The 25,381-nt window shown below is 69.7% G+C and carries 20 protein-coding genes; 12 read left to right on the top strand and 8 right to left on the bottom strand.

Annotation, left to right across the window (positions count from 1 at the left end; all coding sequences use genetic code 11):
* Nucleotides 1–22: 22 nt before the first annotated feature.
* The 4 genes from DT073_RS14375 to aceA form a co-directional block, all read right to left on the bottom strand.
* Nucleotides 23–1,411, bottom strand: a complete 1,389-nt coding sequence (locus DT073_RS14375) for a dihydrolipoyl dehydrogenase family protein (protein ID WP_240638626.1) — start codon at nt 1,409–1,411, stop codon at nt 23–25.
* Nucleotides 1,412–1,480: 69 nt separating this feature from the next.
* A complete protein-coding gene (locus tag DT073_RS14370; RefSeq protein WP_124294012.1) occupies nt 1,481–2,683 on the bottom strand; it encodes a pyridoxal phosphate-dependent aminotransferase in 1,203 nt (400 codons plus the stop codon).
* Between the two features lie 145 nt (nt 2,684–2,828).
* A complete protein-coding gene (gene aceB, locus DT073_RS14365) occupies nt 2,829–4,502 on the bottom strand; it encodes a malate synthase A (protein ID WP_205782947.1) in 1,674 nt (557 codons plus the stop codon).
* Between the two features lie 32 nt (nt 4,503–4,534).
* On the bottom strand, nt 4,535–5,848 hold the full coding sequence (gene aceA / locus DT073_RS14360; RefSeq protein WP_124294011.1) for an isocitrate lyase: 1,314 nt from the start codon (nt 5,846–5,848) through the stop codon (nt 4,535–4,537).
* A 146-nt stretch (nt 5,849–5,994) separates the two neighbouring features.
* Between aceA and DT073_RS14355 the strand changes: the two genes are divergently transcribed.
* Nucleotides 5,995–7,491, top strand: a complete 1,497-nt coding sequence (locus DT073_RS14355; RefSeq protein ID WP_124294010.1) for a helix-turn-helix transcriptional regulator — start codon at nt 5,995–5,997, stop codon at nt 7,489–7,491.
* A 153-nt stretch (nt 7,492–7,644) separates the two neighbouring features.
* Here the strand turns inward: DT073_RS14355 and DT073_RS14350 are convergent, their stop codons facing one another.
* Nucleotides 7,645–9,198, bottom strand: a complete 1,554-nt coding sequence (locus DT073_RS14350; RefSeq protein WP_124294009.1) for a PucR family transcriptional regulator — start codon at nt 9,196–9,198, stop codon at nt 7,645–7,647.
* A 118-nt stretch (nt 9,199–9,316) separates the two neighbouring features.
* Between DT073_RS14350 and gabT the strand changes: the two genes are divergently transcribed.
* The 5 genes from gabT (at nt 9,317) to DT073_RS14325 (ending at nt 16,054) form a co-directional block, all read left to right on the top strand.
* Nucleotides 9,317–10,729, top strand: a complete 1,413-nt coding sequence (gene gabT / locus DT073_RS14345; protein WP_124294008.1) for a 4-aminobutyrate--2-oxoglutarate transaminase — start codon at nt 9,317–9,319, stop codon at nt 10,727–10,729.
* A 62-nt stretch (nt 10,730–10,791) separates the two neighbouring features.
* Nucleotides 10,792–12,165 (top strand): flavin monoamine oxidase family protein, encoded by a 1,374-nt coding sequence (locus DT073_RS14340; protein WP_124294007.1) that lies wholly within the window; start codon nt 10,792–10,794, stop codon nt 12,163–12,165.
* Nucleotides 12,162–13,058 carry a universal stress protein gene (locus tag DT073_RS14335; protein ID WP_124294006.1) on the top strand — a complete coding sequence of 299 codons (897 nt, stop codon included), beginning with the start codon at nt 12,162–12,164 and terminating at the stop codon, nt 13,056–13,058. The genes DT073_RS14340 and DT073_RS14335 overlap by 4 nt, the downstream gene beginning before the upstream one ends.
* Nucleotides 13,055–14,635: an APC family permease gene (locus DT073_RS14330; RefSeq protein WP_124294005.1), complete on the top strand. Its 1,581-nt coding sequence runs from the start codon at nt 13,055–13,057 to the stop codon at nt 14,633–14,635. Before DT073_RS14335 ends, DT073_RS14330 begins: the two co-directional genes overlap by 4 nt.
* A gap of 54 nt (nt 14,636–14,689) precedes the next feature.
* Nucleotides 14,690–16,054 (top strand): NAD-dependent succinate-semialdehyde dehydrogenase, encoded by a 1,365-nt coding sequence (locus tag DT073_RS14325; protein WP_124294004.1) that lies wholly within the window; start codon nt 14,690–14,692, stop codon nt 16,052–16,054.
* A gap of 59 nt (nt 16,055–16,113) precedes the next feature.
* On the opposite strand, the gene ald is transcribed toward DT073_RS14325, so the two are convergent.
* Nucleotides 16,114–17,232, bottom strand: a complete 1,119-nt coding sequence (gene ald / locus DT073_RS14320) for an alanine dehydrogenase (protein WP_124294003.1) — start codon at nt 17,230–17,232, stop codon at nt 16,114–16,116.
* A gap of 122 nt (nt 17,233–17,354) precedes the next feature.
* Here ald and DT073_RS14315 point away from each other — a divergent pair, with 122 nt between their 5' ends.
* The 5 genes from DT073_RS14315 to DT073_RS14295 all read left to right on the top strand — a co-directional run bounded on the left by DT073_RS14315 (nt 17,355) and on the right by DT073_RS14295 (nt 21,518).
* Entirely contained in the window at nt 17,355–17,849 is a 495-nt protein-coding gene (locus DT073_RS14315) for an Lrp/AsnC family transcriptional regulator (protein WP_124294002.1), read from the top strand.
* A gap of 114 nt (nt 17,850–17,963) precedes the next feature.
* Nucleotides 17,964–18,899: a transporter substrate-binding domain-containing protein gene (locus DT073_RS14310; protein ID WP_164478209.1), complete on the top strand. Its 936-nt coding sequence runs from the start codon at nt 17,964–17,966 to the stop codon at nt 18,897–18,899.
* Complete coding sequence (locus DT073_RS14305) at nt 18,896–19,912, top strand: amino acid ABC transporter permease (RefSeq protein WP_124294000.1); 1,017 nt, start codon at nt 18,896–18,898, stop codon at nt 19,910–19,912. The genes DT073_RS14310 and DT073_RS14305 overlap by 4 nt, the downstream gene beginning before the upstream one ends.
* Nucleotides 19,909–20,721, top strand: coding sequence for an amino acid ABC transporter ATP-binding protein (locus tag DT073_RS14300; protein ID WP_124293999.1), 813 nt, complete (start codon nt 19,909–19,911; stop codon nt 20,719–20,721). Before DT073_RS14305 ends, DT073_RS14300 begins: the two co-directional genes overlap by 4 nt.
* A 128-nt stretch (nt 20,722–20,849) precedes the next feature.
* On the top strand, nt 20,850–21,518 hold the full coding sequence (locus DT073_RS14295; RefSeq protein WP_124293998.1) for an SDR family NAD(P)-dependent oxidoreductase: 669 nt from the start codon (nt 20,850–20,852) through the stop codon (nt 21,516–21,518).
* 10 nt (nt 21,519–21,528) lie between these two features.
* On the opposite strand, the gene DT073_RS14290 is transcribed toward DT073_RS14295, so the two are convergent.
* Nucleotides 21,529–22,293 carry an SDR family NAD(P)-dependent oxidoreductase gene (locus tag DT073_RS14290; RefSeq protein WP_124293997.1) on the bottom strand — a complete coding sequence of 255 codons (765 nt, stop codon included), beginning with the start codon at nt 22,291–22,293 and terminating at the stop codon, nt 21,529–21,531.
* A gap of 157 nt (nt 22,294–22,450) precedes the next feature.
* On the opposite strand from DT073_RS14290, the gene DT073_RS14285 reads away from it, so the two are divergent.
* The gene (locus DT073_RS14285) at nt 22,451–24,166 is read left to right on the top strand and encodes an FAD-dependent oxidoreductase (protein WP_164478208.1); all 1,716 of its coding nucleotides are present in this window, start codon (nt 22,451–22,453) and stop codon (nt 24,164–24,166) included.
* Between the two features lie 30 nt (nt 24,167–24,196).
* Here the strand turns inward: DT073_RS14285 and DT073_RS14280 are convergent, their stop codons facing one another.
* A complete protein-coding gene (locus DT073_RS14280; RefSeq protein ID WP_124293995.1) occupies nt 24,197–25,354 on the bottom strand; it encodes an NAD(P)/FAD-dependent oxidoreductase in 1,158 nt (385 codons plus the stop codon).
* Nucleotides 25,355–25,381: the final 27 nt, after the last annotated feature.

The following is a 25,381-nucleotide window of genomic DNA, read 5'->3' as shown; positions in this document are numbered from 1 at the left end:
GCGGCGCGGCGCGCCGCGAAGATCACGCGCGAAGGAGCTGCCGGGCGGCCAGCCCGATGATCGCGCTGTAGGTGGGGTAGGCGAACTTCACGCCCGCAAGGGTTGCGACATCGATGCCGGCCGCCATCGCGGTCGTCACCGACTGGATCACCTCGACGGCGTTCTCGCCGACGGCGTGAGCGCCGAGGATCAGCTCGCGTCGGTTGTCGGTGATGAGCTTGAGGAAGCCCACGGCGCGGTCGTCGATGACGGCCCGCTCGAGATCGGCGTAGTCGGCCACAGCCACGATGCAGCGCGCGTCGCGCTGCCGGGCCTGCTCCTCGGTGAGTCCGACTCCGGCGTAATCGGGATCGGTGAATCCGCCCGCCGGGAGAAGGTGATGCGGGGTGCGGCGATTGACGCCGAGGACCGCGTTCTCCGCCGCCGCCTCGCCTTCGAACTGCGCGGCCTGCACGAGCATGTCGCGCCCGATCGCGTCGCCCACGGCCAGGATGTGCGACACCTCCGAACGGAAATACGCGTCGACCGGGATCGACGAACGCTCGATCCGGACGCCCGCGTGCTCGAGCCCGAGATCTTCGACGTCGGCGGGCCATCCGGTGGCCATCACCACCGCGTCGAAGCGATCCTCGGCCGGTCCGTCCTGCTCGCGCCAGCGGAGCACGATCCCGCTGCCGTCCTTCTCCAGGGCGTCGACGCCGGCGATTCCGGTGCGCACCGTCATCCCGTGGCCCTCGAACGAGGCGGCGATCGCGGCGGAGACCTCGGGGTCGGAGGCCATGAGCACGCGCGGTGCCACGTCGAGCAGACTCACCTTCGAGCCGAACGACTCGAAAACGGTCGCCAGCTGCGCGCCGGTGTTGCCCGCACCGATGATCGCGACGCGAGGCGGAAGGCCCGGCAGCTCCAGCACGTGTTCGGGCACGGTCGCGAACTCCGCGCCCGGAAGGGGGAGCCGCCGGGAGTGCCCGCCGACCGCCACGATGACCGAGGAGGCACGGATGCGCCGACCGGAGTCCAGACGCAGGGTGTGCGCATCGGCGAAGCGCGCCCGCCCCTCCTGCACGAGGTCGATCCCCGCCGCGCCGAACCTCTCGGCCTCGTTCTTCACCGCCCGCACCCGGTCGACCCGCTCATGGACGCGGGCGACGGTGGCGGGCCAGTCCAGTGCCTCGGGGTGGGTCACCACGCCGTAATCTCGGGCCGCACCCACCTCGCGCATCAGCCGGGCGGCCTTGGCGAGCACACGGGTGGGCACGCAGCCGGTGTTCACGCACGTGCCGCCGAGGCGGTCGGATGCCTCGAGCACGACCACCTTCGCACCGAGCTCTGTGGCGCGAAGGGCTGCCGCCGTCCCGGCGGGGCCTGCTCCGATGACGGCGAGATCGTATGAGGCGGTAGGAGGGGTCACGCAGTCAGTGTGGCATCCGATCACCACGGCAGGACCCGCCGGCGGTCAAACCGCGACGAGGTGGGGTGATCAGGCGCCGAACAGGCGCTGCAGGCGCTGCACACCCTCGAGGAGGGCGTCGTCGCCGAGCGCGTACGACAGGCGGAGGTACCCGCTGGGTCCGAACGCCTCGCCCGGAACCACCGCCACCTCGGCCTTCTCGAGGATCAGGTCGGCGAGCTCGAGGGTGGTGGTCGGCGTCACGCCGGCCCACTCACGGCCGAGGAGCCCCTGCACGTCGGGGTAGACGTAGAAGGCGCCGAGCGGGTTCGGCACCGTGACGCCGGGGATCTTCGCCAGCTCCGTCACGATCACGCGGCGACGGCGGTTGAACGCGCTCCGCATCTTCTCGGCCTCGACCTGCGGGCCGGTGAGGGCAGCCAGGGCGGCACGCTGCGCGATGTTGTTGACGTTGCTCGACAGGTGCGACTGCAGGTTCGCGGCGAGCTTGATGGCGTCGGCCGGCCCGACCATCCAGCCCACCCGCCATCCGGTCATCGCGTAGGTCTTGGCGACGCCATTGACGAGGATGGTCTGGCCGGCGACATCCGGCACCGCCTCGACGATCGATGTGGCGCGGGCGCCGTCGTAGACGAGGTTCTGGTAGATCTCGTCGGAGATCACCCAGATGCCGTGCTCGAGCGCCCATTCTCCGATCGCGCGCGTCTCATCGGCGGAGTAGACCGCGCCGGTGGGATTGGAGGGCGAGACGAAGACGAGCACCGTCGTCCGCTCGGTGCGCGCCGCTTCCAGCTGTTCGACGGTGACCTTGTACTCCTGGTCGGCCCCGGCGAAGACTTCCACGGGCACGCCGTCTGCAAGGCGGATCGCCTCGGGATAGGTCGTCCAGTACGGTGCGGGCAGCAGCACCTCGTCGCCGGGGTTCACCACGGCCTGGAACGCCTGATACACCGCCTGCTTGCCGCCGTTGGTGACGATGATCTGCGACGACTCGACGTCCCACCCCGAGTCGCGAAGGGTCTTGGCGGCGATCGCCTCGCGCAGCACCGGCAGTCCTGCAGCGGGGGTGTAGCGGTAGTTCGCCGGGTCGCTCAGGGCTTCGGCAGCGGCGTCGACGATGAACGAAGGCGTGGCGAAGTCGGGTTCCCCCGCGGCGTACGAGATCACCGGGCGGCCGGCGGCCTGCAGCGCCTTGGCCTTCGCGTCGACCTTGAGCGTGGCCGATTCGGCGATCGCGGACAGTTTGCGGGAGAGAGGAGCGCGGGAGGTCACGATATGAGAGTAGCGGCGCACCGCCGCGCGCACCGGGTCGAATGGCCTCTGCCGGTCCCCGCCGACGCCGAAACCGACACCGCCCGCCGGGACCGCACGCGTGGGCGTGCGTCTCGACGGGCGAGTGCGGTCTCGGCAGGCCGGCTCAGGCGAGGTAGCGGGTGTAGGCCGGGACGGTGAGGAACGCGGGGAACTCCGGCTGCAGCGCGACCTCGCGGAACAGCTCGGCGGCGTCGTCGAACCGGTCGCCGTCGCTGCGAGCCACCTCGCCCAGCACCCGTCCGATGAGCCCCTCGACGTAGTCGGCCGTGATGGGCGTGCCGTCCGAAAGAGAGCGGTCCTGGTGGATCCACTGCCAGATCTGCGAGCGGCTGATCTCGGCGGTGGCCGCGTCTTCCATCAGATTGTCGATGGCGACCGCGCCCACTCCCCGCAGCCATGCCTCGAGATAGCGGATCGCCACCGACACGTTGGCGTGCACACCCGCGGCGGTGACGGGGAGTCCGATGTGCACGTCGATCAGCTGCGCCGCGGTCACCGTCACGTCGTCGCGCCGGCGGTCGACCTGATTCGGCCGGTCGCCGAGCACCGCATCGAACTCCGCCCGGGCGATCGGGATGAGGTCGGGGTGGGCGACCCAGGTGCCGTCGAAGCCGTCCGCGGCCTCGCGCTTCTTGTCGGCGGCGACCTTCTCGAATGCCCTCGTGGTCACCTCGGGGTCGCGCCGGTTCGGGATGAAGGCGCTCATCCCGCCGATCGCGAACGCCCCGCGCCTGTGGCACGTCTGCACCAGCAACTCGGTGTACGCCCGCATGAACGGCACCGTCATCGTCACGTCGCTGCGATCGGGGAGGACGAATCGCGCACCGCGCCCGCGATAGTTCTTGATGATCGAGAAGATGTAGTCCCAGCGCCCGGCGTTCAGCCCCGCGCAGTGGTCGCGCAGCTCGAACAGGATCTCCTCCATCTCGAACGCCGCGGGAAGCGTCTCGATCAGCACCGTGGCGCGGATCGTGCCGTGCGGTATGCCCAGGGCGCGCTCGGTGAAGGTGAAGACGTCATCCCACAGCCGCGCCTCCTCCGCGCTCTCGAGCTTCGCGAGATAGAAGTAGGGGCCGCGGCCGGCGTCGATCAGCGCCTGCGCGTTGTGGAAGACGTACAGGCCGTAGTCGACGAGTGATCCCGATGCCGACAGAGTGCGACCGGTGCGATCGGTGAACTCGATGTGCGCCTCGGGCAGGTGCCAGCCCCGCGGACGCATCACGATCGTCGGGGTCTGCTCCGCCGTCACGCGGTAGCTCTTGCCCTCGGGGCTCGTGTACGACAGCTGTCCACGGATGGCGTCGAACAGCGACAGTTGGCCCTCGATGACGTTCCGCCACGTCGGCGAGGTGGCGTCCTCCTGGTCGGCGAGCCACACCTTCGCGCCGGAGTTCAACGCGTTGATCGTCATCTTCGGATCGGTCGGGCCGGTGATCTCGACCCGGCGGTCCTCCAGGCCCGGGCCGGCACCGGCCACCCGCCACTGCGGATCGTCGCGGATGTGCGCGGTGTCGTGGCGGAAGTGCGGGTCGCGACCATTGCCGATCTCGAAGCGGTGACGCATGCGCTCGGCGAGGCGGTCGTGGCGGCGACCACCGAAGCGGTCATGGAGGGAGGTGACGAAGGCGAGGGCCTCGGGGGTGAGGATCTCGTCGTACCGCGGGCCCAGCTCACCGGTCACCCGGATCGTCGGCTGGTGCGTGCGGATGGGCCCGGTGGTCGGCCGCAGCATCGGCGGCGGAGTGGTCGGGAGCGGTGGGGCTGTCGTGAGGGTCATGATCGGGTCCTTCTGGTTCGACGAAGCACGGGTCAGTGGAACTGCTGAGCCTCGGTGGATCCCACCAGGGCGAGGGTGGCGCTGTCGGGGTTGAGCGCCGTGGACACGCGGTCGAAGTAGCCGGTTCCGGCCTCCCGCTGATGCCGGGTGGCGGTGTAGCCCGCCGCCTCGGCGGCGAACTCCGCCTCTTGGAGCTCGACGTAGGCGGTCATCGCCCGGTCGGCGTAGCCGCGAGCGAGGTCGAACATCGAGTAGTTCAGGGCGTGGAAACCGGCGAGGGTGATGAACTGGAACTTGTAGCCCAGCTCTGCCAGCTCCTGCTGGAATGTCGCGATCTGCCGGTCATCGAGGTGCCGCTTCCAGTTGAAGCTCGGCGAGCAGTTGTACGCCAGGAGCTTTCCGGGGAACTGCGCGTGCACGGCCGCGGCGAATTCGCGGGCGAGTTCGATGTCGGGTTCGCCGGTCTCGACCCACAGCAGGTCGGCATAGGGCGCGAAGGCGAGGCCACGGGCGATCACCGAGTCCAGGCCCGGACGCACCCGGTAGAACCCCTCGGCGGTGCGCTCGCCGGTGAGGAACGGGCGGTCGCGCTCGTCGACGTCGCTGGTGAGGAGGTCGGCCGCCAGGGCGTCGGTGCGCGCGATCATGACGGTGGGCACGCCCGCGACATCCGCCGCCAGTCTCGCCGCATTCAGGGTCCGGATGTGCTGCTGGATCGGCACGAGGACCTTGCCGCCGAGGTGGCCGCACTTCTTCTCGCTGGCCAGCTGGTCTTCCCAGTGGATGCCGGCCGCACCCGACTGGATCAGCGACTGCGCCAGTTCGTAGGCGTTCAGCGGGCCGCCGAAGCCGGCCTCGGCATCGGCCACGATCGGCGCAAGCCAATCCCGGGTGGGCGTTCCCTCGGCGTGCTCGATCTGGTCCTGGCGGAGGAGTGCATTGTTGATCCGGCGCACCACGGCGGGAACCGAGTTGGCGGGGTACAGGCTCTGGTCGGGGTAGGTCTGCCCGGCGAGGTTTCCGTCGGCGGCGACCTGCCAGCCCGAGAGGTAGATGGCCTTCAGTCCCGCACGCACCTGCTGCACGGCCTGACCTCCGGTGTAGGCGCCGAGGGCCCGGATGTAGTCCTCGGTGTGGAGCAGGTTCCACAGGCTCTCCGCTCCTCGGCGGGCGAGGGTGCTCTCCTCGCGCACCGAACCACGGAGGGCGACGACATCGTCGGCGGTGTAGGTGCGCTGGACACCGTCCCAGCGAGGATCGGTCTCCCAGGCCTCCTGCAGCTCCGCGGCGGTCTGCGTCTGGTCTCCGGCGCGGAGCGGCGGGCGGCTGGCGGCGGTGGCGGTCATGGTGCTCTCCTTCATCGGATGTCTGGTGCCGACCGGGTCGAAACGAGAAGGTCGTGAACTCACTCTCCGTGAAGTTCACGACCCCCACCCACCGATTCGCGTGTGAAGTTTCACCAAAATTCTGCTTCTGTGACAGAATGCCGGTCATGACGCTCGCCTCCGACCGCGAAGAAACCGTCGACCCCGGCTCGGGCATCGAGGACGACGCGCTCGATCCGCTGATGATCGGCCGTCGCATCCGAGCCGCGCGCACCCAGCGCGGGATGACACTGGAATCCCTCGCGGACGCGGTCGGCCGGGCGCCGAGCCAGCTCTCCATGATCGAGAACGGCCGCCGCGAGGCGCGTCTGTCACTGCTGCAGTCCATCGCGAAGGCGCTCGGAACGACGCTCGACGCCCTGCTCGCCGGCGATCCGCTCGACGAGCGGGCGACACTCGAGATCTCGCTCGAGCGCGCGATGCGCGGGCAGACGTTCCAGGCGCTCGGCATCCCTCCGTTCCGCGTCGGCAAGACGATCCCGACCGAGGTGCTCTCGGCCCTGATGACCCTGCAGGGCGAGATCGAGCGCCTCCGCGACGAGCGCTCGGCCACGCCCGAGGAAGCACGGCGCGCCAACGTGGCGCTTCGGCGCCTCATGCGTACGCAGGACAACTACTTCCCCGAACTCGAGACCGAGGCCCGGCGGGTCCTCGACGCCGTGGATCACCCCGGCGGACCGCTGACCCAGCGCGCGGCCTCCGACATCGCCGCGCACCTCGGCTTCACCCTGCACTACGTCGCCGACCTGCCGCAGACCACGCGGAGCGTCGCCGACATGAAGAACGGCCGCCTCTACCTCTCCAGTCGCGTGCCCGCCAAGGGCGACCCGCGCACCGCGGTGCTGCAGGCGCTGTCCAGCCGCATCCTGGGTCATCAGGAGCCGAGGAGTTACGCCGAGTTCCTCCGCCAGCGGGTGGAGACGAACTACCTCACCGGTGCGCTGCTCGTTCCCGAGGCGCACGTGGTGCCCTATCTGCAGGAGGCGAAGAAGGACCGCGCGATCTCGATCGAAGATCTGCGAGACGCGTACTCGGTGACGTACGAGACCGCCGCACACCGCTTCACGAATCTCGCGACGGTGCACCTGGGCATCCCGGTGCACTTCCTCAAGGTGCACGAGTCGGGAACGATCACCAAGGCGTACGAGAACGACGACGTGAACTTCCCCACCGATCGACTCGGCTCCATCGAGGGACAGATGTGCTGCCGGCGGTGGACCTCGCGGGTCGTGTTCGACATCGCCGACAAGTTCAACCCGTACTACCAGTACACCGACACCGGCAACGGCACCTACTGGTGCACCGCGCGGGTGGAGCCCTCGAGCGAGGGCGCGCACTCGGTGTCGGTGGGGGTCCGCTTCGACGACACCAAGTGGTTCCACGGGCGCGACACCGCGAACCGCGGCGTGTCGCGGCACTCGGTCGAGGTCTGCTGTCGTCGGGCGCCGGCGGAGCTGGAGTCGGTGTGGCGCGAGCACTCCTGGCCGAATGTCCGGACGCCCCGGACCCTGCTCGCGACGCTCCCGACCGGTTCCTTCCCCGGGGTGGACACGACGGAGGTCTACGAGTTCCTTCAGGCGCACGCCCCGGCATCCGGCTCCTGATCCGTGACCCGTGACCGGTGACCCGCGACCCGTGACCCGTGACCCGTGACCCGTGACTCGTGACCCGTCGATTTTTGCGGCCCGGATGCGGCGGAAGCAGCCATTTCTGACGGCTCGCGATGCTGGGCGGGGGAGGGGGTGGGAGGAGCTGGGTCAGGAGGATGCCGCGAAGGCGGCCCACAGCTCCGCACGCACCGCGAACGACGACAGGTCGCGGCCGAGCACCCGTTCGGCCAGGGCCAGGCGGGTGCGCACCGTGTGGCGGTGCACCCCGAGGGCGCGTGCGCACGCCTCGTGCGAGCAGTCCTGCTCGAGCCAGGTGCGCAGCGTTGCGACGAGCGCCGTGGCGTGGTCGGCATCGTGGGTCGCGAGCGGTGCGAGCTCGGCGTCGGCGACGGCGCGCGCCTCGCCCGAGAGCGCGGTCAGCGCGGCGATCACGCCCGATCGTGCCACCTCGGCGAAGTGCGTCACGGGTCCGCCGCCGCGCTCCGCCGCGCGGTCGCGTGCGATGCGCGCCTGTTCGACCGCCGCCGCGAAGCCGTCGTAGCCGGCGCCGTCGGACACGCCGAGTCGCGCATCGAACCGCTCGACGAGCTCGTCGAGCACGTCGGGCGCTGCGGCCGGGACGACCACCGCGAGTCCGTCTCCGCTTCGTCCGAAGAACACCGCCCCGCGCCGTTCCTCAGCGCGCAGCTCCAGGAATTCGGCGACACTGTCGACGCGCGCGGTCGTGGCATCCGTCATCGCCACCACCACCGGCGGGGCCGGCAGCGAACCCCAGAGATCGCGGGAGATCCGCCGCGCGAGAGCGGGATCGCCCGACAGCAGCGACTGCACGAGACCGGCCCGAAGGGTGCCTCGGGCGCGGGCGAGACCCTGCTGCTGTTCGAGGGCGAGGCCGGCCATCGCGATCACCGCGGTCACGACCCCGCGGCCCTCCTGATCGAGGTCGCCGGCGGCGATGGCGATGACACCGCGCAGGTGCCCGCCGCGGCCGAGGGTCTGCAGGGTGAACGGCAGACCTCCCAGGCGCATCGACGACCCGGCACGGGCACCGCGACGCAGCACTGCGTCGATCTCGCCGTGCAGCGCCACGGCGGTCGCCTCGGCCAGGCCCCCGGTGGGGTGCTCGCGCGAGAGCTCGCCCGCGGCGTCGTACAGTCCGACCCAGGTGCCCAGCTGCTTGGCGAGCTCGGCCACCGTGGCTCCGAGTCCGTCGGGGCGCAGGGCCGCCATCGAGATGGCGCGCTGCGCCGCGAGCGCCCACGATCGGCGGGCGTAGCCGACGGCGGCGATGGCTTCGGCGTTGGCGCGGGCGACGGCGATGAAGGGCGTGCGGTAGGGCACTTCGAACAGCGGCATGCGGTGGCGCCGGCACGCGTCGATGAGCGTGGGCGGAATGCCGTCGCGCACGACTTCGGTGCCGAACCCGACCCCCACCACGCCCCGCTCCGACAGGCGCCGCACGTACGCGTCGACGACGGACGCCTCGTCGGCGGACTCGAGGAACTGGGTGCCGGTGGTCAGCAGCACGAGGCCTTCGGAGAGAAACGGCGTCGGATCGAGCAGATCGGTGCTGTGGACCCACCGCACGGGGCGAGACAGGGCGTCGTCGGGGGCGGTGTCCTCGGCGCGGAGGTGGAGGTCGGTGCGGGCGAGAAGGGAGCGCAGGGTGGGGGGCGCAGCGGCATGGGCCGACGTCGTCATCGTGTCTCCTCGCGGGGAACGGTCCGCGCCGCTCCACTGTACGGATGGTACAGCCCCGGATGCAGAATGTACGCCGGGGCCGGTGCGCCGGCGGCATCCGGAACCCTACGCTCCCGGCATGACCGCTGCCACCCTCATCGCGCCCCCGCTCGGCGGACCGACCCTTCCGCAGGAGCGCCGACTCGTCACCTCCATCCCGGGCCCCCGGTCGCAGGAGCTGCTGGCCCGGAAGGCCGCGGCCGTCAGCGCCGGTGTCGGACACACCGTGCCGGTCGAGGCCGTCGCCGCCGGCGGCGGGGTGGTCGTCGACGCGGACGGCAACTCCTTCATCGATCTCGGGTCGGGCATCGCCGTCACCACGGTCGGCAACGCCCACCCCCGCATCGTCGAGGCCGTGCAGGCCCAGGTCGCGCAGTTCACCCACACCTGCTTCATGATCTCGCCGTACGAGTCGTACGTCGCCGTCGCCGAAGCGCTGAACCGCGTCACCCCTGGCGACCACGCCAAGAAGAGCGCGCTGTTCAACTCCGGCGCCGAAGCGGTGGAGAACGCCGTCAAGATCGCCCGCAAGTACACCGGCAAGCCGGCCGTCGTCGCCTTCGACCACGGCTACCACGGGCGCACGAATCTGACGATGGCGCTCACCGCCAAGGCGATGCCCTACAAGAGCGGGTTCGGGCCGTTCGCCTCGGAGATCTACCGGGCGCCGCTGTCCTACCCGTTCCGGGACGGACTGAGTGGAGCGGATGCTGCGGCGCGAGCCATCTCGGTCATCGAGAAGCAGGTCGGGGCCGACAACCTCGCTGCCGTCATCATCGAGCCCATCCAGGGCGAGGGCGGATTCATCGTTCCCGCCGACGGCTTCCTGTCGGCGCTCGTGGAGTGGTGCCGCGCGAACGATGTGGTCTTCATCGCCGACGAGGTGCAGACCGGGTTCGCCCGCACCGGCGCGATGTTCGCCAGCGACGTGTTCGGCATCGTGCCCGACCTCATCACCACGGCCAAGGGAATGGCGGGGGGCCTGCCCCTGGCCGCCGTCACCGGGCGCGCGGAGATCATGGACGCCTCCCACCTCGGCGGACTGGGCGGCACGTACGGCGGAAACCCCATCGCCTGCGCGGCGGCCCTGGCGGCGATCGAGGCCTTCGAGACGGAGGCCCTCATCGACAGGGCCCGCGAGATCGGCGGCATCCTCACCGAGCGCCTCCGGGCGATTCAGGCGACGGACCCGCGGCTGGGCGACGTCCGCGGCCGCGGCGCGATGGTGGCGGTCGAATTCGTCGATCCGGCTACCGGTGCACCCGACGCCGCCCTGACCGCTGCGGTTGCGAAGGCGTGCATCGCCGAGGGAGTGATCGTCCTCACCTGCGGGACGTTCGGCAACGTCATCCGATTCCTCCCTCCGCTGGCGATCGGCGACGCGCTGCTGAACGAGGGGCTCGATGTCCTCGCGAACGTGCTCGACGAGTCCCGCACCGACAGCGAGCCCGTGCTCGTCGGTGACGACGCCCCCGCCCCCACGGCAGACTGACCCGGGATTACCCGGTGCCGCGGCACCGGGTGGCCTGCTCGAACCCGATGCAAAGGAGCACCATGACAGATCCCACCACCGGCGTGCTGACGCGCGACGTCGTCGTCGTCGGCGCGGGAGCGGCGGGCCTCACCGCGGCGAATGAGCTGCGCAAGGCCGGCCTCTCGGTCGCCGTTCTCGAAGCGCGCGACCGGGTCGGCGGGCGCCTGCACACCGATGTGATCGACGGCGCCATGCTCGAAGTGGGCGGACAGTGGGTCTCGCCCGACCAGGAGGCCCTGATCGAGACGCTCGAGGACCTCGGGCTGGAGACCTACTCCCGTTACCGCGAGGGCGACTCGGTGTACATCAACGCCGAGGGTGCGCTCACGCGGTTCACCGGCGAGATCTTCCCCGTGCCCGAGGCGACCGAGAAGGTGATGGTCGACCTCATCGAGCGGCTCGACCGGATGGTCGCAGAGATCGACCCGGACCGTCCTTGGGAGCATCCCGACGCCGAGGAGCTCGACCGCACCTCCTTCGAGGCGTGGTTGGCGGCGCAGACCGACGATGTCGAGGCCCGCGACAACATCGCGCTCTTCATCGCGGGGGCGATGCTCACCAAGCCGCCCCACGCGTTCTCCACCCTTCAGGCACTGCTCATGGCGGCCTCGGCCGGGAGCTTCTCGCACCTGGTCGATGCCGATTTCATCCTCGACAAGCGCGTCGTCGGGGGTCTGCAGCAGGTGCCGCTCCTCCTTGCCGAGCGTCTGGGGGGCGACGTCTTCCTCGATCAGCCGGTGCGTCGCATCGAGTGGAGCGACGGCGGCGTGACCGTGGAGGCCGACCGGATGACGGTGCGCGCCCGCTTCGTCATCCTGGCCCTGGCGCCGGTGCTCTACCCGCGCATCTCGTTCTCGCCGCCCCTGCCGAGACTGCAGCACCAGATGCACCAGCACATCTCGATGGGATTCGTCATCAAGGTCCACGCGGTCTACGACCGCCCGTTCTGGCGGGAGCAGGGGCTCTCGGGCACGGCCTTCAGCCCGTACGAGCTTTCGCACGAGGCCTACGACAACACCAACCATGGCGACGAGCGCGGCACCCTGGTCGGGTTCGTCTCCGACCGGCATGCCGACGACGTCTTCCGCCTTTCGGCCGAGGAGCGCAAGGAGCGGATCCTCGAGTCGCTCTCGCACTACTACGGGCCCGAGGCGAAGAACCCGGTGGTCTACTACGAAAGCGACTGGGGGACCGAGGAGTGGACGCGCGGCGCGTACGCCGCGAGCTTCGACCTCGGCGGGCTCGCGCGGTACGGCGCGGATCAGCGCGAGCCGGTCGGCCCGATCCACTTCGCCTGCAGCGACATGGCGGGCCTCGGCTACCAGCACGTCGACGGCGCCATCCGCATGGGCCGGCTCGTCGCCGCGAACATCGTCGAGGCGGCGCGCGCATGAGCGGCCGCATCGTCGTCGGCTACACCGCGACGGATGCCGGAGCCGATGCGGTCGCCCTGGGGGCGCGGCTCGCGAAAGCGACGAGCGCGCAGCTCGACCTCGTCGTTGTGCTTCCCAGCGACGACCGCAGCGTCATCACACCCCCGAACGCCAGCTACGACCGCTACCTGCGCGAGCAGGCGACGACCTGGTTGGAGGGCGCGGCCGCCGGCATCCCCGCAGACATCGCGCACGTCGGCCACGTCCGCTACAGCGACTCGTTCGCCGAGGGCCTGATCGCCGCCGCCGACGAGTTCGGCGCGTCGCACATCGTTGTCGGCGCGGCCAACGGAGGCCTGCGTGGCCGCCATCGCCTCGGCACGGTCGCGACCGAGCTGCTGCACTCCTCCGACGTGCCGGTCGTCCTCGCCCCTGAAGGGTCGCGCCGCCAGGACGCGTCCCTCGGCCTCACCCGCATCACAGCCGCGATCGGCACACGTCCGGGCGCCGAAGCGCTCATGGAGGAGAGCGTGGCGCTCGCCGCGGCGACCGGGGCGGAGCTTCGGCTGCTGTCGCTCGTCTCGGTCGACCTGCCGTCGAGCGTCGACACCGGCGTCATCCGTCTGGCCGGCGCCGCCCACGCCGACGACGTGCTTACCAAAGCTCTCGCGTCGCTTCCCGAAGGCATCACGGCCGACGTCGTCGTCGCGCGTGGCGAGAGCATCGAGGACGCCGTCTCGCACCTCAGCTGGGAGCCCGGTGAGCTTGCGATCGTCGGATCGAGTCGCCTCGCGCAACCCCGGCGGCTGTTCCTCGGCTCGACGGCAGCGAAGATGCTGCACGAGCTTCCCGTCCCGATGGTCGTCGTGCCCCGAACGCGCGTCCACGAAAGCATGAACGGAGAGCGGCGATGAGCGCTGCACACCGCGGGTCGCGAAGCGGCGGCCCGACACCGACCGCCACGGCCCCCGCACCCGAGGCACTGACCGGCGGGCTGTCCAAGAAAGGCCTGAGCGCGGGCACGGTCGGCCTCATCGGCGCGGTCGTCATCGGCATCTCCTGTATCGCGCCGGCCTACACGCTCACCGCGGCGCTCGGGCCGACGGTCTCGGAGGTCGGTTTCCAGGTGCCGGCCATCATCCTGCTCGGGTTCATCCCGATGCTCCTGGTCGCGTTCGGATACCGCGAGCTCAACCGCACCATGCCCGACTCGGGCACCTCGTTCACGTGGGCCGTGCGGGCGTTCGGGCCGTGGGTGGGGTGGATGGCCGGCTGGGGCCTCGTCGCGGCGACGATCCTCGTGCTGTCGAACCTCGCCGGCATCGCCGTGGAATTCCTCTTCCTGCTGATCGACCAGATCGCGGGAAGCCCCGGGACGATCGCCGAACTCGCCTTCAACCCCTTCATCAACGTCGCGGTGTGTCTGCTGTTCATGCTGGGTGCGACCTTCATCTCCTATCGGGACATGCAGACGACCCAGAAGCTGCAGTACGTGCTGGTGAGCTTCCAGGTGCTGGTCCTCCTCGTCTTCTCCATCGCCGCCTTCGTGCACGTGGCGAACGGCACGGCGTTCGACGCGAGTCCGGTCGAGGCCTCCTGGTTCAATCCGCTGACCGTCACGCCGGCGATCGCGATCGTGGCCGGCCTGTCGTTGTCGATCTTCATCTTCTGGGGGTGGGATGTCACGCTCACGATGAACGAGGAGACCCGCAACCCCGAGAAGACGCCCGGACGCGCCGCGACCGTCACCGTGGTGACGATCGTCACGCTGTACCTCCTCATCTCGATCGCGCTGCTCGCCTTCGCGGGCACGGGCGAGGAGGGATTGGGCCTGGGGAACCCCGACATCCAGGCGAATGTCTTCTTCTACCTCTCCGGGCCCATCCTGGGGCCGCTCGCGTTCCTGGTCTCGCTCGCCGTGCTCACGAGCTCGGCGTCGTCGCTGCAGTCGACGTTCGTGGGCCCGGCCCGCACGCTCCTCGCGATGGGGCACTACGGCGCGCTCCCGCCCGCGTTCGCCCGCGTCTCGCCGCGGTTCTTCACACCCGGGTACGCCACCGTCGTCTCGGCCGTCGTGGCGTCGGTGTTCTACGCGGTGATGCGCTTCATCAACGAGAACGTGCTGTGGGACACCATCACGACACTCGGCATGATGATCTGCTTCTACTACGGCATCACGGCGTTCGCGTGCGTGTGGTACTTCCGCCGGCAATGGTTCGACTCGGTGCGCAGCTTCGTCTTCACGCTGCTGTTCCCGCTGGTCGGCGGTGTGATCCTGGCTGCCCTGTTCGTCATCACCCTGGTGGAGAGCCTCGACCCCGACTACGGCAGCGGCACCGAGTGGTTCGGGGTCGGAAGCGTGTTCGTGCTCGGCGTGGTCATCATCGGTCTCGGTATCGTCATCATGATCTGGCAGGCGATCAGGCGTCCGGCGTTCTTCCGGGGGGAGACGCTCAGCCTCGACGCGCCGGAGAGCCTCCGGCGTCGCTGACCATCAGACGGCGATGGCCGATACGACCTGAACGACAAGAAAGGCACGAAACCGATGAGTGACTATGCCGTCATCAACCCCGCCACGGGGGAGACCCTCGCCACCTACCCGACGATCAGCGACGACGAACTGGCTGCAGCGATCGATCGGGCCGACATCGCCTATCGCTCCTGGCGCCACCTGCCGGTCTCGGAGCGCGCTGCGCTGCTCCGCCGGGTCGCCGACCTGCACCGAGAGCGTCGCGACGAACTGGCGGCCATCATCGTGCGCGAGATGGGCAAGCCGCTCGTCGCGGCCCTCGGCGAGGTCGACTTCGCCGCCGACATCACCGAGTACTACGCGAACGTCGCCGAGCGGGTCACCGCCGACCAGCCGCTGGAGATCGAGGGGGAGGGTACCGCCGTCATCCGTCGGACGCCGCTCGGAGTTCTCCTGGGCATCATGCCGTGGAATTTCCCGTACTACCAGGTCGCGCGCTTCGCGGCCCCGAACCTGATCCTCGGCAACACCATCCTGCTCAAGCATGCGCCGCAGTGCCCCGAGTCCGCGGCCGCCCTGGAGGCGATCTACCGCGACGCGGGACTTCCCGTCGGTGCGTACACGAACATCTACGCCACGAACGATCAGGCCGCGGCGGTCATTGCCGATCCGCGCGTCCAGGGCGTGTCGGTCACGGGCTCGGAACGGGCCGGTGCGGCGGTCGCCGAAGTCGCCGGGCGTCACCTGAAGAAGGTCGCTCTCGAGCTCGGCGGATCAGATCCCTTCATCCTCCTGTCCACGGATGATCTCGACGCCACCGTGCAGGCGGCGGTGGACGCCCGTCTGGACAACAACGGACAGTCGTGCAACGCGGCCAAGCGCTTCATCATCATCGACGAGCTGTACGAGCCCTTCCTCGAGAAGTTCTCCGCGGCGATGGGCGCGGCGAAAGTGGGCGATCCGCTGGCCGAAGACACCATCCTCGGTCCGCTCTCCTCCGAGACGGCGGCCGAGCGACTGCAGAAGCAGATCGATGACGCCGTCTCCCAGGGGGCCCGGCTGGTGACGGGAGGGGCGCGGGACGGCGCCTTCTTCCCGGGCACGGTGCTCACCGATGTCACGCCGGAGATGGATGTCTACGGCGAGGAGCTCTTCGGCCCGGCGGGAGTCGTCTACCGCGTCAAGGACGAGGCCGAGGCCATCCGCGTCGCCAACGACACCGGCTTCGGGCTGGGATCTTATGTCTTCACCACCGATCCTGAGCAGGCCCAGCGCGTGGCCGACGAGATCGATGCCGGCATGGTCTACGTCAACGTGGTGCTGGCCGACTCGCCCGAGCTCCCGTTCGGCGGGGTGAAGCGCTCGGGTACCGGACGCGAACTGGGACTCATCGGCGCCGACGAGTTCGTCAACAAGAAGCTCATCCGGGTCGCCGGCTGAGTGCGTCGGGGGGCGGCGCGGCATCGTGCCGCACCGCCCCCGACGTCGCTTTGCGTGGTTCAGGCCGCGAGGACCACGTCCGCGCTCGCCACCTCGATCTGCAGCGCCGCGCCGACGTCGGCGTTGGTGAGCATCCCGTCGTGCGTGCTGAGGCCGGCCTTCAGCGCCGCATCGGCGCGCAGCGCGTCCTGCCATCCGCGGTCGGCCAGGCGCAGCACGTAGGGCGCGGTGGCGTTCGTGAGGGCCCGGGTGGCGGTCTCGGGAACGGCACCGGGCATGTTCGCGACGCAGTAGTACAGGCTCTCGTGCACGGCGAAGGTCGGCTCATCGTGGGTGGTGGGGCGCGAGCCCTCGAAGCAGCCGCCCTGGTCGATGGCGATGTCCACCAGCACCGACCCCGGCCTCATCGCCGCGACCATGTCGTCGGTGACGAGCTTGGGTGCGGCCGCCCCGGGGATCAGGACCGATCCGATGACGAGATCGGCGTCGACGAGCTGGTCGGCGATCTCGAGGGGTGAGGAGTGGCGGGTCTGGATGAGACCGCCGAACTCCGATTCCAGGGCGCGCAGGCGGGGGAGCGAGATGTCGATCACCGTGACGTCGGCCCCGAACCCCACGGCGTTGCGGGCAGCGTTCTCGCCGGCCACCCCGCCGCCGATGACGACGACCTTGCCCTTGCGGGTGCCGGCGATTCCGCCGAGGAGCGTGCCGCGTCCCCCGGCCGGACGCATGAGGTTCGTGGCACCGACCTGGATCGAGAGGCGTCCGGCGACCTCGCTCATGGGGGTGAGCAGAGGCAGCGAGCGATCGGGGAGCTGCACCGTCTCGTAGGCGATCGAGGTGACCCCGCTCGAAAGCAGCGCGTCGGTGCACGCGCGCGAGGCAGCGAGGTGGAGGAAGGTGAAGAGCACCTGCCCTCGTCGCATCCTGCCGTATTCGGCGGCGATCGGCTCCTTGACCTTGAGGATCAGGTCGCCCTGCTCCCACACCTCGTCCGCGCTCGCGGCGATCCGGGCTCCCGCGGCGGAGAAGTCGGCGTCGGAGATGCGCGATCCCTCCCCGGCGCCGGATTGGATGACGACCTCGTGGCCGCGGCGCCGCAGCTGGTCCACGATCGCGGGCGTCGCTGCCACGCGATCTTCGTTGTTCTTGATTTCTGCTGGGATACCGACGCGCATCACAGCTCCTTTCGCAGTTGATGAATAGTGTTGGAGAAAAGTCGTCAGGATGGCAGTCCTTCCGATGAAGATTCGGCGGATACCGCTGATCGGCGGGTCTGCAACGAAGAAGGAGGTGTCGGATGACGCGTGAGCCGAACGATCCACAGCCTGTTCCGCTGGACGAGCTCGATCGCCGGATCCTCGAGGCGGTCACGGCGGACGGCAGAATCACCAACGCGGCGCTGGCAGAGCAGGTCGGTGTCGCCCCGTCCACCGCTCACACGCGCCTCCGGGGGCTCATCGACCGCGGAGTCATCTCGTCGTTCACCGCGAGCGTCGCCCAGGCCAGGCTTGGAAGAGCGCTGCAGGCCCTGGTCGGGGTGACGCTCCGCCCCGGTGCTCGGCAGGCCAGCATCACCGATTTCGCTGAACACACCCGCTCGCTGGCGGAGGTGGTGCAGGTGTTCTTCCTCGGCGGCGCCGACGACTTCATCGTCCACGTCGCGGTGACCGACTCCTCAGCGCTGCGACGATTCGTCGTCGAGCAGATCTCGGGTCATGACCGCGTGGCTTCGACGCGGACGAACATCATCTTCGACTACCACCGCAACGCCGTCGTCGATTCGTTCCGCTGATCCCCGGGCTGCATGGCCGACGGATGTGTTGACTTCGATGAACGCATAGTGAACACTCGTGCGTATAACGCACACTTCCCGCCCCGTTGTCATGCCTCGAAGGAGCAGCTCCCGATGAACACCCCCGCCTCCCGCCGCGTTCTCGTCGGCCTTGCCGCCTTCTCCGCCCTCGGGCTCGCACTCGCGGGCTGCACCTCGGGTTCCGCCGCGGACGCCGGCGATTCGGACCTCTCGATCGAGGTCGCCGGAGTCACGATCGAGACGAACGACGAGCTCGCCGCGCTTGTGCCCGATGACGTGGCCGAACGGGGAACCCTGACGGCCATCCAGTTCGACAACGCCCCCGCCGACACGTTCCTCGACGAGAACGACGAGATCGCCGGATGGGGTCCTGACCTCGGTCGCGCGGCTGCAGCGCTCCTCGGATTGGAGTACACCGCAGAGGTGTCGGGCGCGTTCGACACATTCATCCCGGGGATCGATAACGGCCGATTCGACAGCTCCTGGGCGTCGATCATCGTGACGCAGGAGCGGCTCGACGTCGTCGACATCGTCGCCGTGCACGAGAGCACGACCGGGGTCATCACGAGTGAGGACGCGGGCCTGGACATCAGCACCCCGGAGGACCTCTGCGGCCTGCGTGTCGGGGCCTTGGCGGGCTCGGCGTTCCTCATCCAGATCGAGGAGATCGTCGCCATCTGCGAAGACGCCGGGGAGCCTGCTCCGACCATCGACTCCTTCCCGCAGCAGGGCGCGGCGCTGCTGGCCGTCAGCTCCGACCGCATCGACGCGTTCATGACCGCCAAGGGGCAGCTCTCGTGGCTGCTGCGCGAGGACAGCAGCGCCGAGGGTCTCGAGATCCAGCCGCTGGACTACCAGCCGAACCTCGAGGGCGTGGCCGTGGGGAAGGACTCCGGCATGACCGAGGCCATCGCGGCGGCCATGAACCAGCTGATCGAGGACGGGACGTACGAGACGATCATGACCAGCTGGGATGTCGATTTCGGCCTCCTCGACGAGGCGGTCGTCAATCCGAGCGTCGAGCAGTGACCTCGACCGGCACAGATGAGGCACCCGACGATCGTCGGAGCCGGGGGCCGCTGACGGCGACGCTGCAGATCGGCCGAGGTCCGGAGGGGCCGCGGGTACGGACCACCACCGGGCGCCAGATCGCTCTGAAGGCCGCGGGCTGGGCGCTGCGCATCCTGCTGGTGCTGTTCGTGCTCGAGATCATCTCGAAGTTCCTCACCGCCGATGCCATGCGGTGGGATGTCGTCGGCGAGTACCTGTTCAGTGCCCGCGTGCTTCAGGGGGTCGGCCTGACCCTGTTCCTCACCGCGGTCGCGATGGTGCTCGGCTGCCTCATCGGGTTGATCCTCGCCCTGATGAAGATCTCGAACAGCCTGCTGTTCAACGTGGCGGCCGATGGCTACATCTGGCTGTTCCGGGGGACGCCCCTGCTGGTGCAGCTGCTGTTCTGGTACAACCTCGCCAGCTTCCTCCCCAAGCTCACCCTCGGGATCCCGTTCGGCCCGCAGTGGTTCGAATGGGACACCAACACGGTGGTCAGCTCCCTCATCGCCGCGCTGCTCGGGCTCGGGCTGAACGAGGGTGCGTACATGTCCGAGATCATCCGTGCCGGCATCCAATCGGTCGATCAGGGCCAGAGTGAGGCTGCGGCCGCGCTCGGCATGTCGCGCCGTCGCGCGATGCGGCGCATCGTCCTGCCGCAGGCGATGCGGGTCATCGTCCCACCGACGGGCAACCAGGTGATCTCGATGCTCAAGGGAACGAGCCTGGTCAGCATCGTCGCCATCAGTGAGCTTCTCTACACCGTCCAGGTGATCTACGCGCGTACGTTCGAGACCATCCCGCTTCTGGTGGTGGCGTGCATCTGGTACCTCGTGCTGACGACCGTGCTCTCCATCGGCCAGCACTACATCGAGAAGTACTACGCGCGCGGCGCCACCCGCAGCGCTCCCGACACGTACGCCCAGAAGCTGCGCAAGCTCCTTCCCCGCACCACGCCCTCTTCGGGGCTGAAAGAGAAGGCGCCGGTATGACAACGATCGTCGATCCCGTCATCCGTCTGCAATCGGTGAGCAAGAGCTTCGGATCGCTTGCGGTCCTCCATGCCGTCGATCTCGAGGTCTTCCGCGGCGAGGTCGTCTGCGTGATCGGTCCATCCGGGTCGGGGAAGTCCACGCTGCTGCGCTGCATCAACCACCTCGAGACCCCGACCGCGGGGATCGTATGGCTCGGTGACGAGCCGGTGGGGGTGCGTGAGAGCCGGGGCCATCTCATCGAGATCGCCCCGGCGGAGCTCGCACGTCAGCGCACCGAGATCGGCATGGTGTTCCAGAACTTCAATCTCTTCGGTCACATGACGGTGCTGCAGAACATCATCGAAGCTCCGATCCAGGTGCTGCGCACCCCGCGTGCCGAGGCGGAGACCCATGCGCGACAGCTGCTGGAGTGGGTACAGCTGAGCGGCAAGGAGTCGGCCTACCCGCGGCAGCTCTCCGGCGGTCAGCAGCAGCGCGCGGCGATCGCCCGGGCTCTGGCCATGCGCCCGCGCGTCATGCTCTTCGACGAGCCCACCTCGGCCCTTGATCCCGAGACCGTCGGGGAGGTGCTCTCCGTCATGCGGCGCCTCGCGTCCGAGGGATTGACGATGATCGTCGTCACGCATGAGATCGAGTTCGCGCGGGAGGTCGCCGACCGGGTGGTGTTCATGGACGACGGACGGATCGTGGAAAGCGGCAGTGCGGCAGAGGTGCTCGATCGCCCGGTGGAGGAGCGCACCCGACGCTTCCTCTCCCGAATCCTCGACACGCGCTCCGCGGAGGATGCCGGCGAATCTTTCCCATGATCGGGGATGCGGTCCCCGTGGTTCTGGGGCAAGATGGACATGGTGAACGCACAGTGAACGTTTGTGCGGTAAGCGAACAAGAGGCGAGGATACTTCCGTGATGACCCCCCGCGATCGACGGATGCGGCATGTCCGCCCCTGACCTGACCGGCCGCACCGTGCTGGTCCTCGGTGCCGCGGGCGCCATGGGGCGCTCGGCGGCGCGCACGCTCGCGGGGCACGGGGCGCGCGTGATCGTCGCCGACGAGGATGTCGCGCAGCTCGAGGCCGCCTTCGGCGCCGATGACCGCTTCCAGGTGTGGGAAGCCGACGTCACCGACGGCACCCACGTGCAGCGGTTGGCCGCGGAGTTCGACGACACCGAGGTGCTGATCCACTGCGCCGATGCCGGATCGACCACGGCTGTCCCGATGACGGCGGAACAGGACCTCGTCGATGCGTTCGCCGCCGAGGTCGCGTCGTGCTGGGCAGCGCTTCGCCATTTCGCTCCCGCGATGGCCGCCCGGGGTCGCGGATCGATCATCGCCTACTCGGGGACTCGTGCCGCGACGGGCGGGGAACGCGGCACGCGCGCGATGACCTCGGAGGCGATCAATCAGATGGTGCGGGAGTTCGCTCAGGAGCTCCAGCCCCACGGTGTGCGGGTGAACGCCCTGGCGCCCGCCGGCGATCAGGATGAGACGGCGCTGCGCTTCCTCGCCTCCGATGTCTCGCGACACGTCACCGGCGCCCTCGTGGTGATCGAGTCGGGGTGGAGCGTCATCGAACGCATCGAAGAGCGCGTCGGCACCCGCTGAGATCAGCAGGTCAGCGCACGTACGTGGCGCCGTTGACGTCGAGCGTGGCGCCGCTCAGATGGCGAACCCGACCGCCGGCCAGCAGCGCGATGAGCTCGGCGATCTCGGCCGGCGGGACCATCTCGCCCATGGCGAGCGTCTGCAGCACGGCGTCGCGCCCGCCGCGGTCGGCTCCCGCTGAGGCGGACATCGCGGTGTCCACGGCGCCGGGGGCGATCAGGTAGGTCAGGACGCCGTCGGCTGCGTACGCGCGGGCGACCGTCTTCAGAGCCGCGGCCGTCGCCGCCTTCGAAGCGGCGTAGGCGACGAGGTTGGGGTTTCCCGCTCCCCGCTGTGTCACCCAACTGCTGAGTCCGACGATCGTGCCGCCGCCCTCGGTCAGGAAGTGCGCCAACGACCGTCGGATGAGGGTGAGCTGGCTGAGCGTGTTGACCTGCAGGGCCTGTTCGAAGGTGTCGTTCCACGCGTCGTCGGTGTCATCGAGCTCGACCTTGGGCATCATCGCCGCATTCAGAACCACCACGTCGATCCGTCCCGCCCAGTCCAGAGCGGCCTGCCACAGGTCGGATGCGCCCTGCGGGTCGGCGAGGTCGGCCTGGACGATCGTGGCTTTTCCCTCGGGGAAAGCGGCGATGGCCTCCAGGGCCCCCTCGGGATTCGAGCGGCAATGCCCGATGACCCGGGCGCCGGTCGACGCGAGCCGCTCGACTGTTGCGCGGCCGATCCCGCCGGACGCGCCCGTGACGAGGATCGTCCGTCCCGCCAGCCCGCTCATCGTCCACCGCCGACGCGGTCGGACGTGGGGAGATCAGCAGGCGGACGGGTCATGATTGCCTCCGGGAACGGTCGCGGGACGTCGGGAACCAGCATAATGGATCCGGTTCGTATGGCGAATGAACGTGCGTCCTGCGAACGAGACAGAGGAGACGCGGATGAGAGTGACCACCCCCGGCATCAGCGGCGACGCGGAGGGCGATGGCGCGCTGTGCTTCGACGGCGGCACCGTGCCCGTCACCGCCACCGACTCGGTCGCCAGCGCGATGGTCGCGGCGGGAGAGCGGGGCAATCGCGCCGATGACACGGGCGGTCGGCGCGGGATCTGGTGCGGCATGGGCGTGTGTCATGAGTGCGCGGTGCGCATCGATGGCGAGGATGCCCGGCTCGCCTGCATGACCCCCGCGCGGGACGGCCAGATCGTCGAGACCCAACCGCCCCGGCGTCGGGTTCCCGTCGCGTCGGCCCCGGCGCGCCCCGAGACCGAGATCGAGCCCGACGTCCTCGTCATCGGGGCCGGGCCCGCAGGTCTCGTCGCTGCGACAGATCTCGCCGCAGCGGGTCTGGATGTGCTGCTGGTCGATGATCGTCCGAAGCTCGGAGGGCAGTACTACAAGCAGCCCGACCCGGCGTTCCACGTCGACGAGGACCGCCTGGACGGGCAGTACACCGCGGGTCGCCGATTGATCCGCGCGGCTCAGACCGCGGGGGTGCGTACCCTCCTCGGCACCACGGTGTGGGCGGCCTTCGAGCCCGATCGCCTCCTCGCGCGGTCGGAGCGGGAGCGCTGGATCATCCGCCCCCGACGCGTGGTGATCGCCGCCGGCGCCTATGAGCGCGGCGCGCCGATCCCGGGGTGGACCCTCCCGGGTGTCATGACCACCGGTGCCGGCCAGACCCTGCTCCGGTCCTACCAGGTCTCCCCCGGCGACCGTGTCCTCGTGGCGGGGAACGGCCCCTTGAACGTCCAGCTGGCCGCTGAGCTGTCGCGCGGGGGAGTGAACGTCGTCGCGCTGGTCGAGGCCGCGCGGATCTTCTCGCCGCTTCGGGCAGCCGCGGTCGCGCGCATGGCCCTCGCGGTCCCCGGTCTCACCGCCGACGGCGTCCGTTACCTCGCCGAGCTGACCGCGCGCCGGGTTCCGATCATCACCGGCGCGGCCGTGGTGGGGCTCGAGGGGGATCCCGCAGACGGTGTCTCCCGCGCGAACATCGGGCGCATCGATGAACAGGGGCGGATGACGCGGGAGCTCCGTTCCTTCGACGTCGACGCGGTGTGTCTCGGCTACGGCTTCCTCCCGGGAAACGATCTCGCACGATCGCTCGGGTGCCGGCACGAGGTGGATGCGGCCCGCGGAGCGTTGCGCACGGTCACCGACGGTGACGGCCGCACATCGATCGAGTCGGTCTTCGCGATCGGAGACACTGCCGGCGTGCGCGGCGCGAAGTTCGCCCAGGCGCAGGCGAAACTGGCTGCGGCCGCCATCCGCAGAGACCTCCGGGGCGAGCCGTCGGGCGCCCCGCGGCAGGCGGCGGCGGACGCACGCCGTCAGGCGGCGTTCCAGCGGGCCGTCAACACGCTGTTCGCCGCCCCGGTCCTCACCGACCAGCTCGCCCGGCCCGACACGGTGGTCTGCCGTTGCGAAGGCACGACGTACGGCGACCTCGCCGAGTCGATGACCGACGGCGTGACGACGGCCGGCGCGGTCAAGCGCGTCACGCGCGCCGGCATGGGCAAATGCCAGGGGCGGTACTGCGGACCGGTCCTCACGGCGATGCAGGCTGCGCGCACCGGTGTCGCCGTCGCGGAGCGCTCCGGGTTCGCCCCGCAGGCCCCGGTCAAGCCGGTTCCGCTCGGGGACGTCGCCCAGGGGTGAGAGCCGTCGGCCCGGAAGCGCTCCGCCCGCTCAGAACCGGGTCGGGGCGAACGGCGCGAGGTCGAGTCCCGGATCCTTGCCCTGGGCCAGATCGGCGAGGATCCGCCCCATGAGGGGGGCCGCCGTGAAGCCCATGTACGGATAGAACCCGACGACGACGTCGCCCTCGGCCGTCACGGGGCCGATGATCGGGCTGTGGTCGGGGGTTCCGTTGCCGATGCCGGTCCAGGTGCGAAGGAGGGCGAGGTCGGCGATCATCGGGGCGATGCGGATCGCCATCGCCAGGTTCGCACGCAGCGAGTCGGGGTTGACGACCCATTCCCCGGCGGCATTGCGCCGGGCCGGCCATCCGCCGCCGATGAGCAGGGTGCCGGACTGCGCCTGCTTGAAGGTCAGCTTTCCGCCGGCGTAGTAGAACAGGTGCGCCACCATCGGATCGACGCGCTCGGTGACACTCACCTGCACCGCGCCGCTCGAGATCGGCAGGTCGAGGTCGAAGTGGCGGGCCAGGTCCGGCATCCCGTCCCCTCCCGCGAGGACGACGCGCCGCGCCCGCACATCACCGCCGGGGGTCCGGATGACGCGCGTGTCGCCGTCGCGATCGAAGCCCACCGCCGGGGTCTGGGTGCGTACGAGGGCTCCTGCCTCGACGGCGCGGCGCGCGAAGGCCGGCGCGACGAGCAGGGGATTCGCCTTCCCCTCGATGGGGCACAGCTCTCCGCCGACGACGGCATCGCTGAGCCACGGCGCGAGGCTTCGGAGTTCGTCGGCGGACAGCATCCGACTGGGAATGCCGATCCGATTCTCGAGCGCGACCTTCCGCTCGATCGCGGCGAGCTGGCTCACGTCGTCTGCGACGAGGATGCCGCCCTTCTTGGCCACCTGCAGATCCGTGCCCAGGTCGTCGCTCAGATCGTCCCAGAGCGTGAGGGAGTCGGCCAGGAATCGCAGTGCGGGCAGCCACGCCTCCGCCCACTCGGCACCTTCCTCCAGGAACGGCTCGTGCTGGATCTGACCGTGGAGGCTTCCGGCGTTTCGCCCAGACGCCTCGGTATTGAGATCGTTGCGGTCCAGGAGCACCACATCGAGTCCGGCTCGGCTCAGATGGTAGGTCGCCGAAGCTCCGCTCGCGCCGCCACCGACCACCGCGACATCGAAGACATGCCCGGGATGCTTCCGATCCAACATGCCTACACCGTATCCTGGGTGTTCACT

Source organism: Microbacterium sp. ABRD28, from assembly GCF_003850245.1.
GTDB lineage: Bacteria > Actinomycetota > Actinomycetes > Actinomycetales > Microbacteriaceae > Microbacterium.
This window is presented reverse-complemented; position numbering and strand designations above follow the sequence as displayed.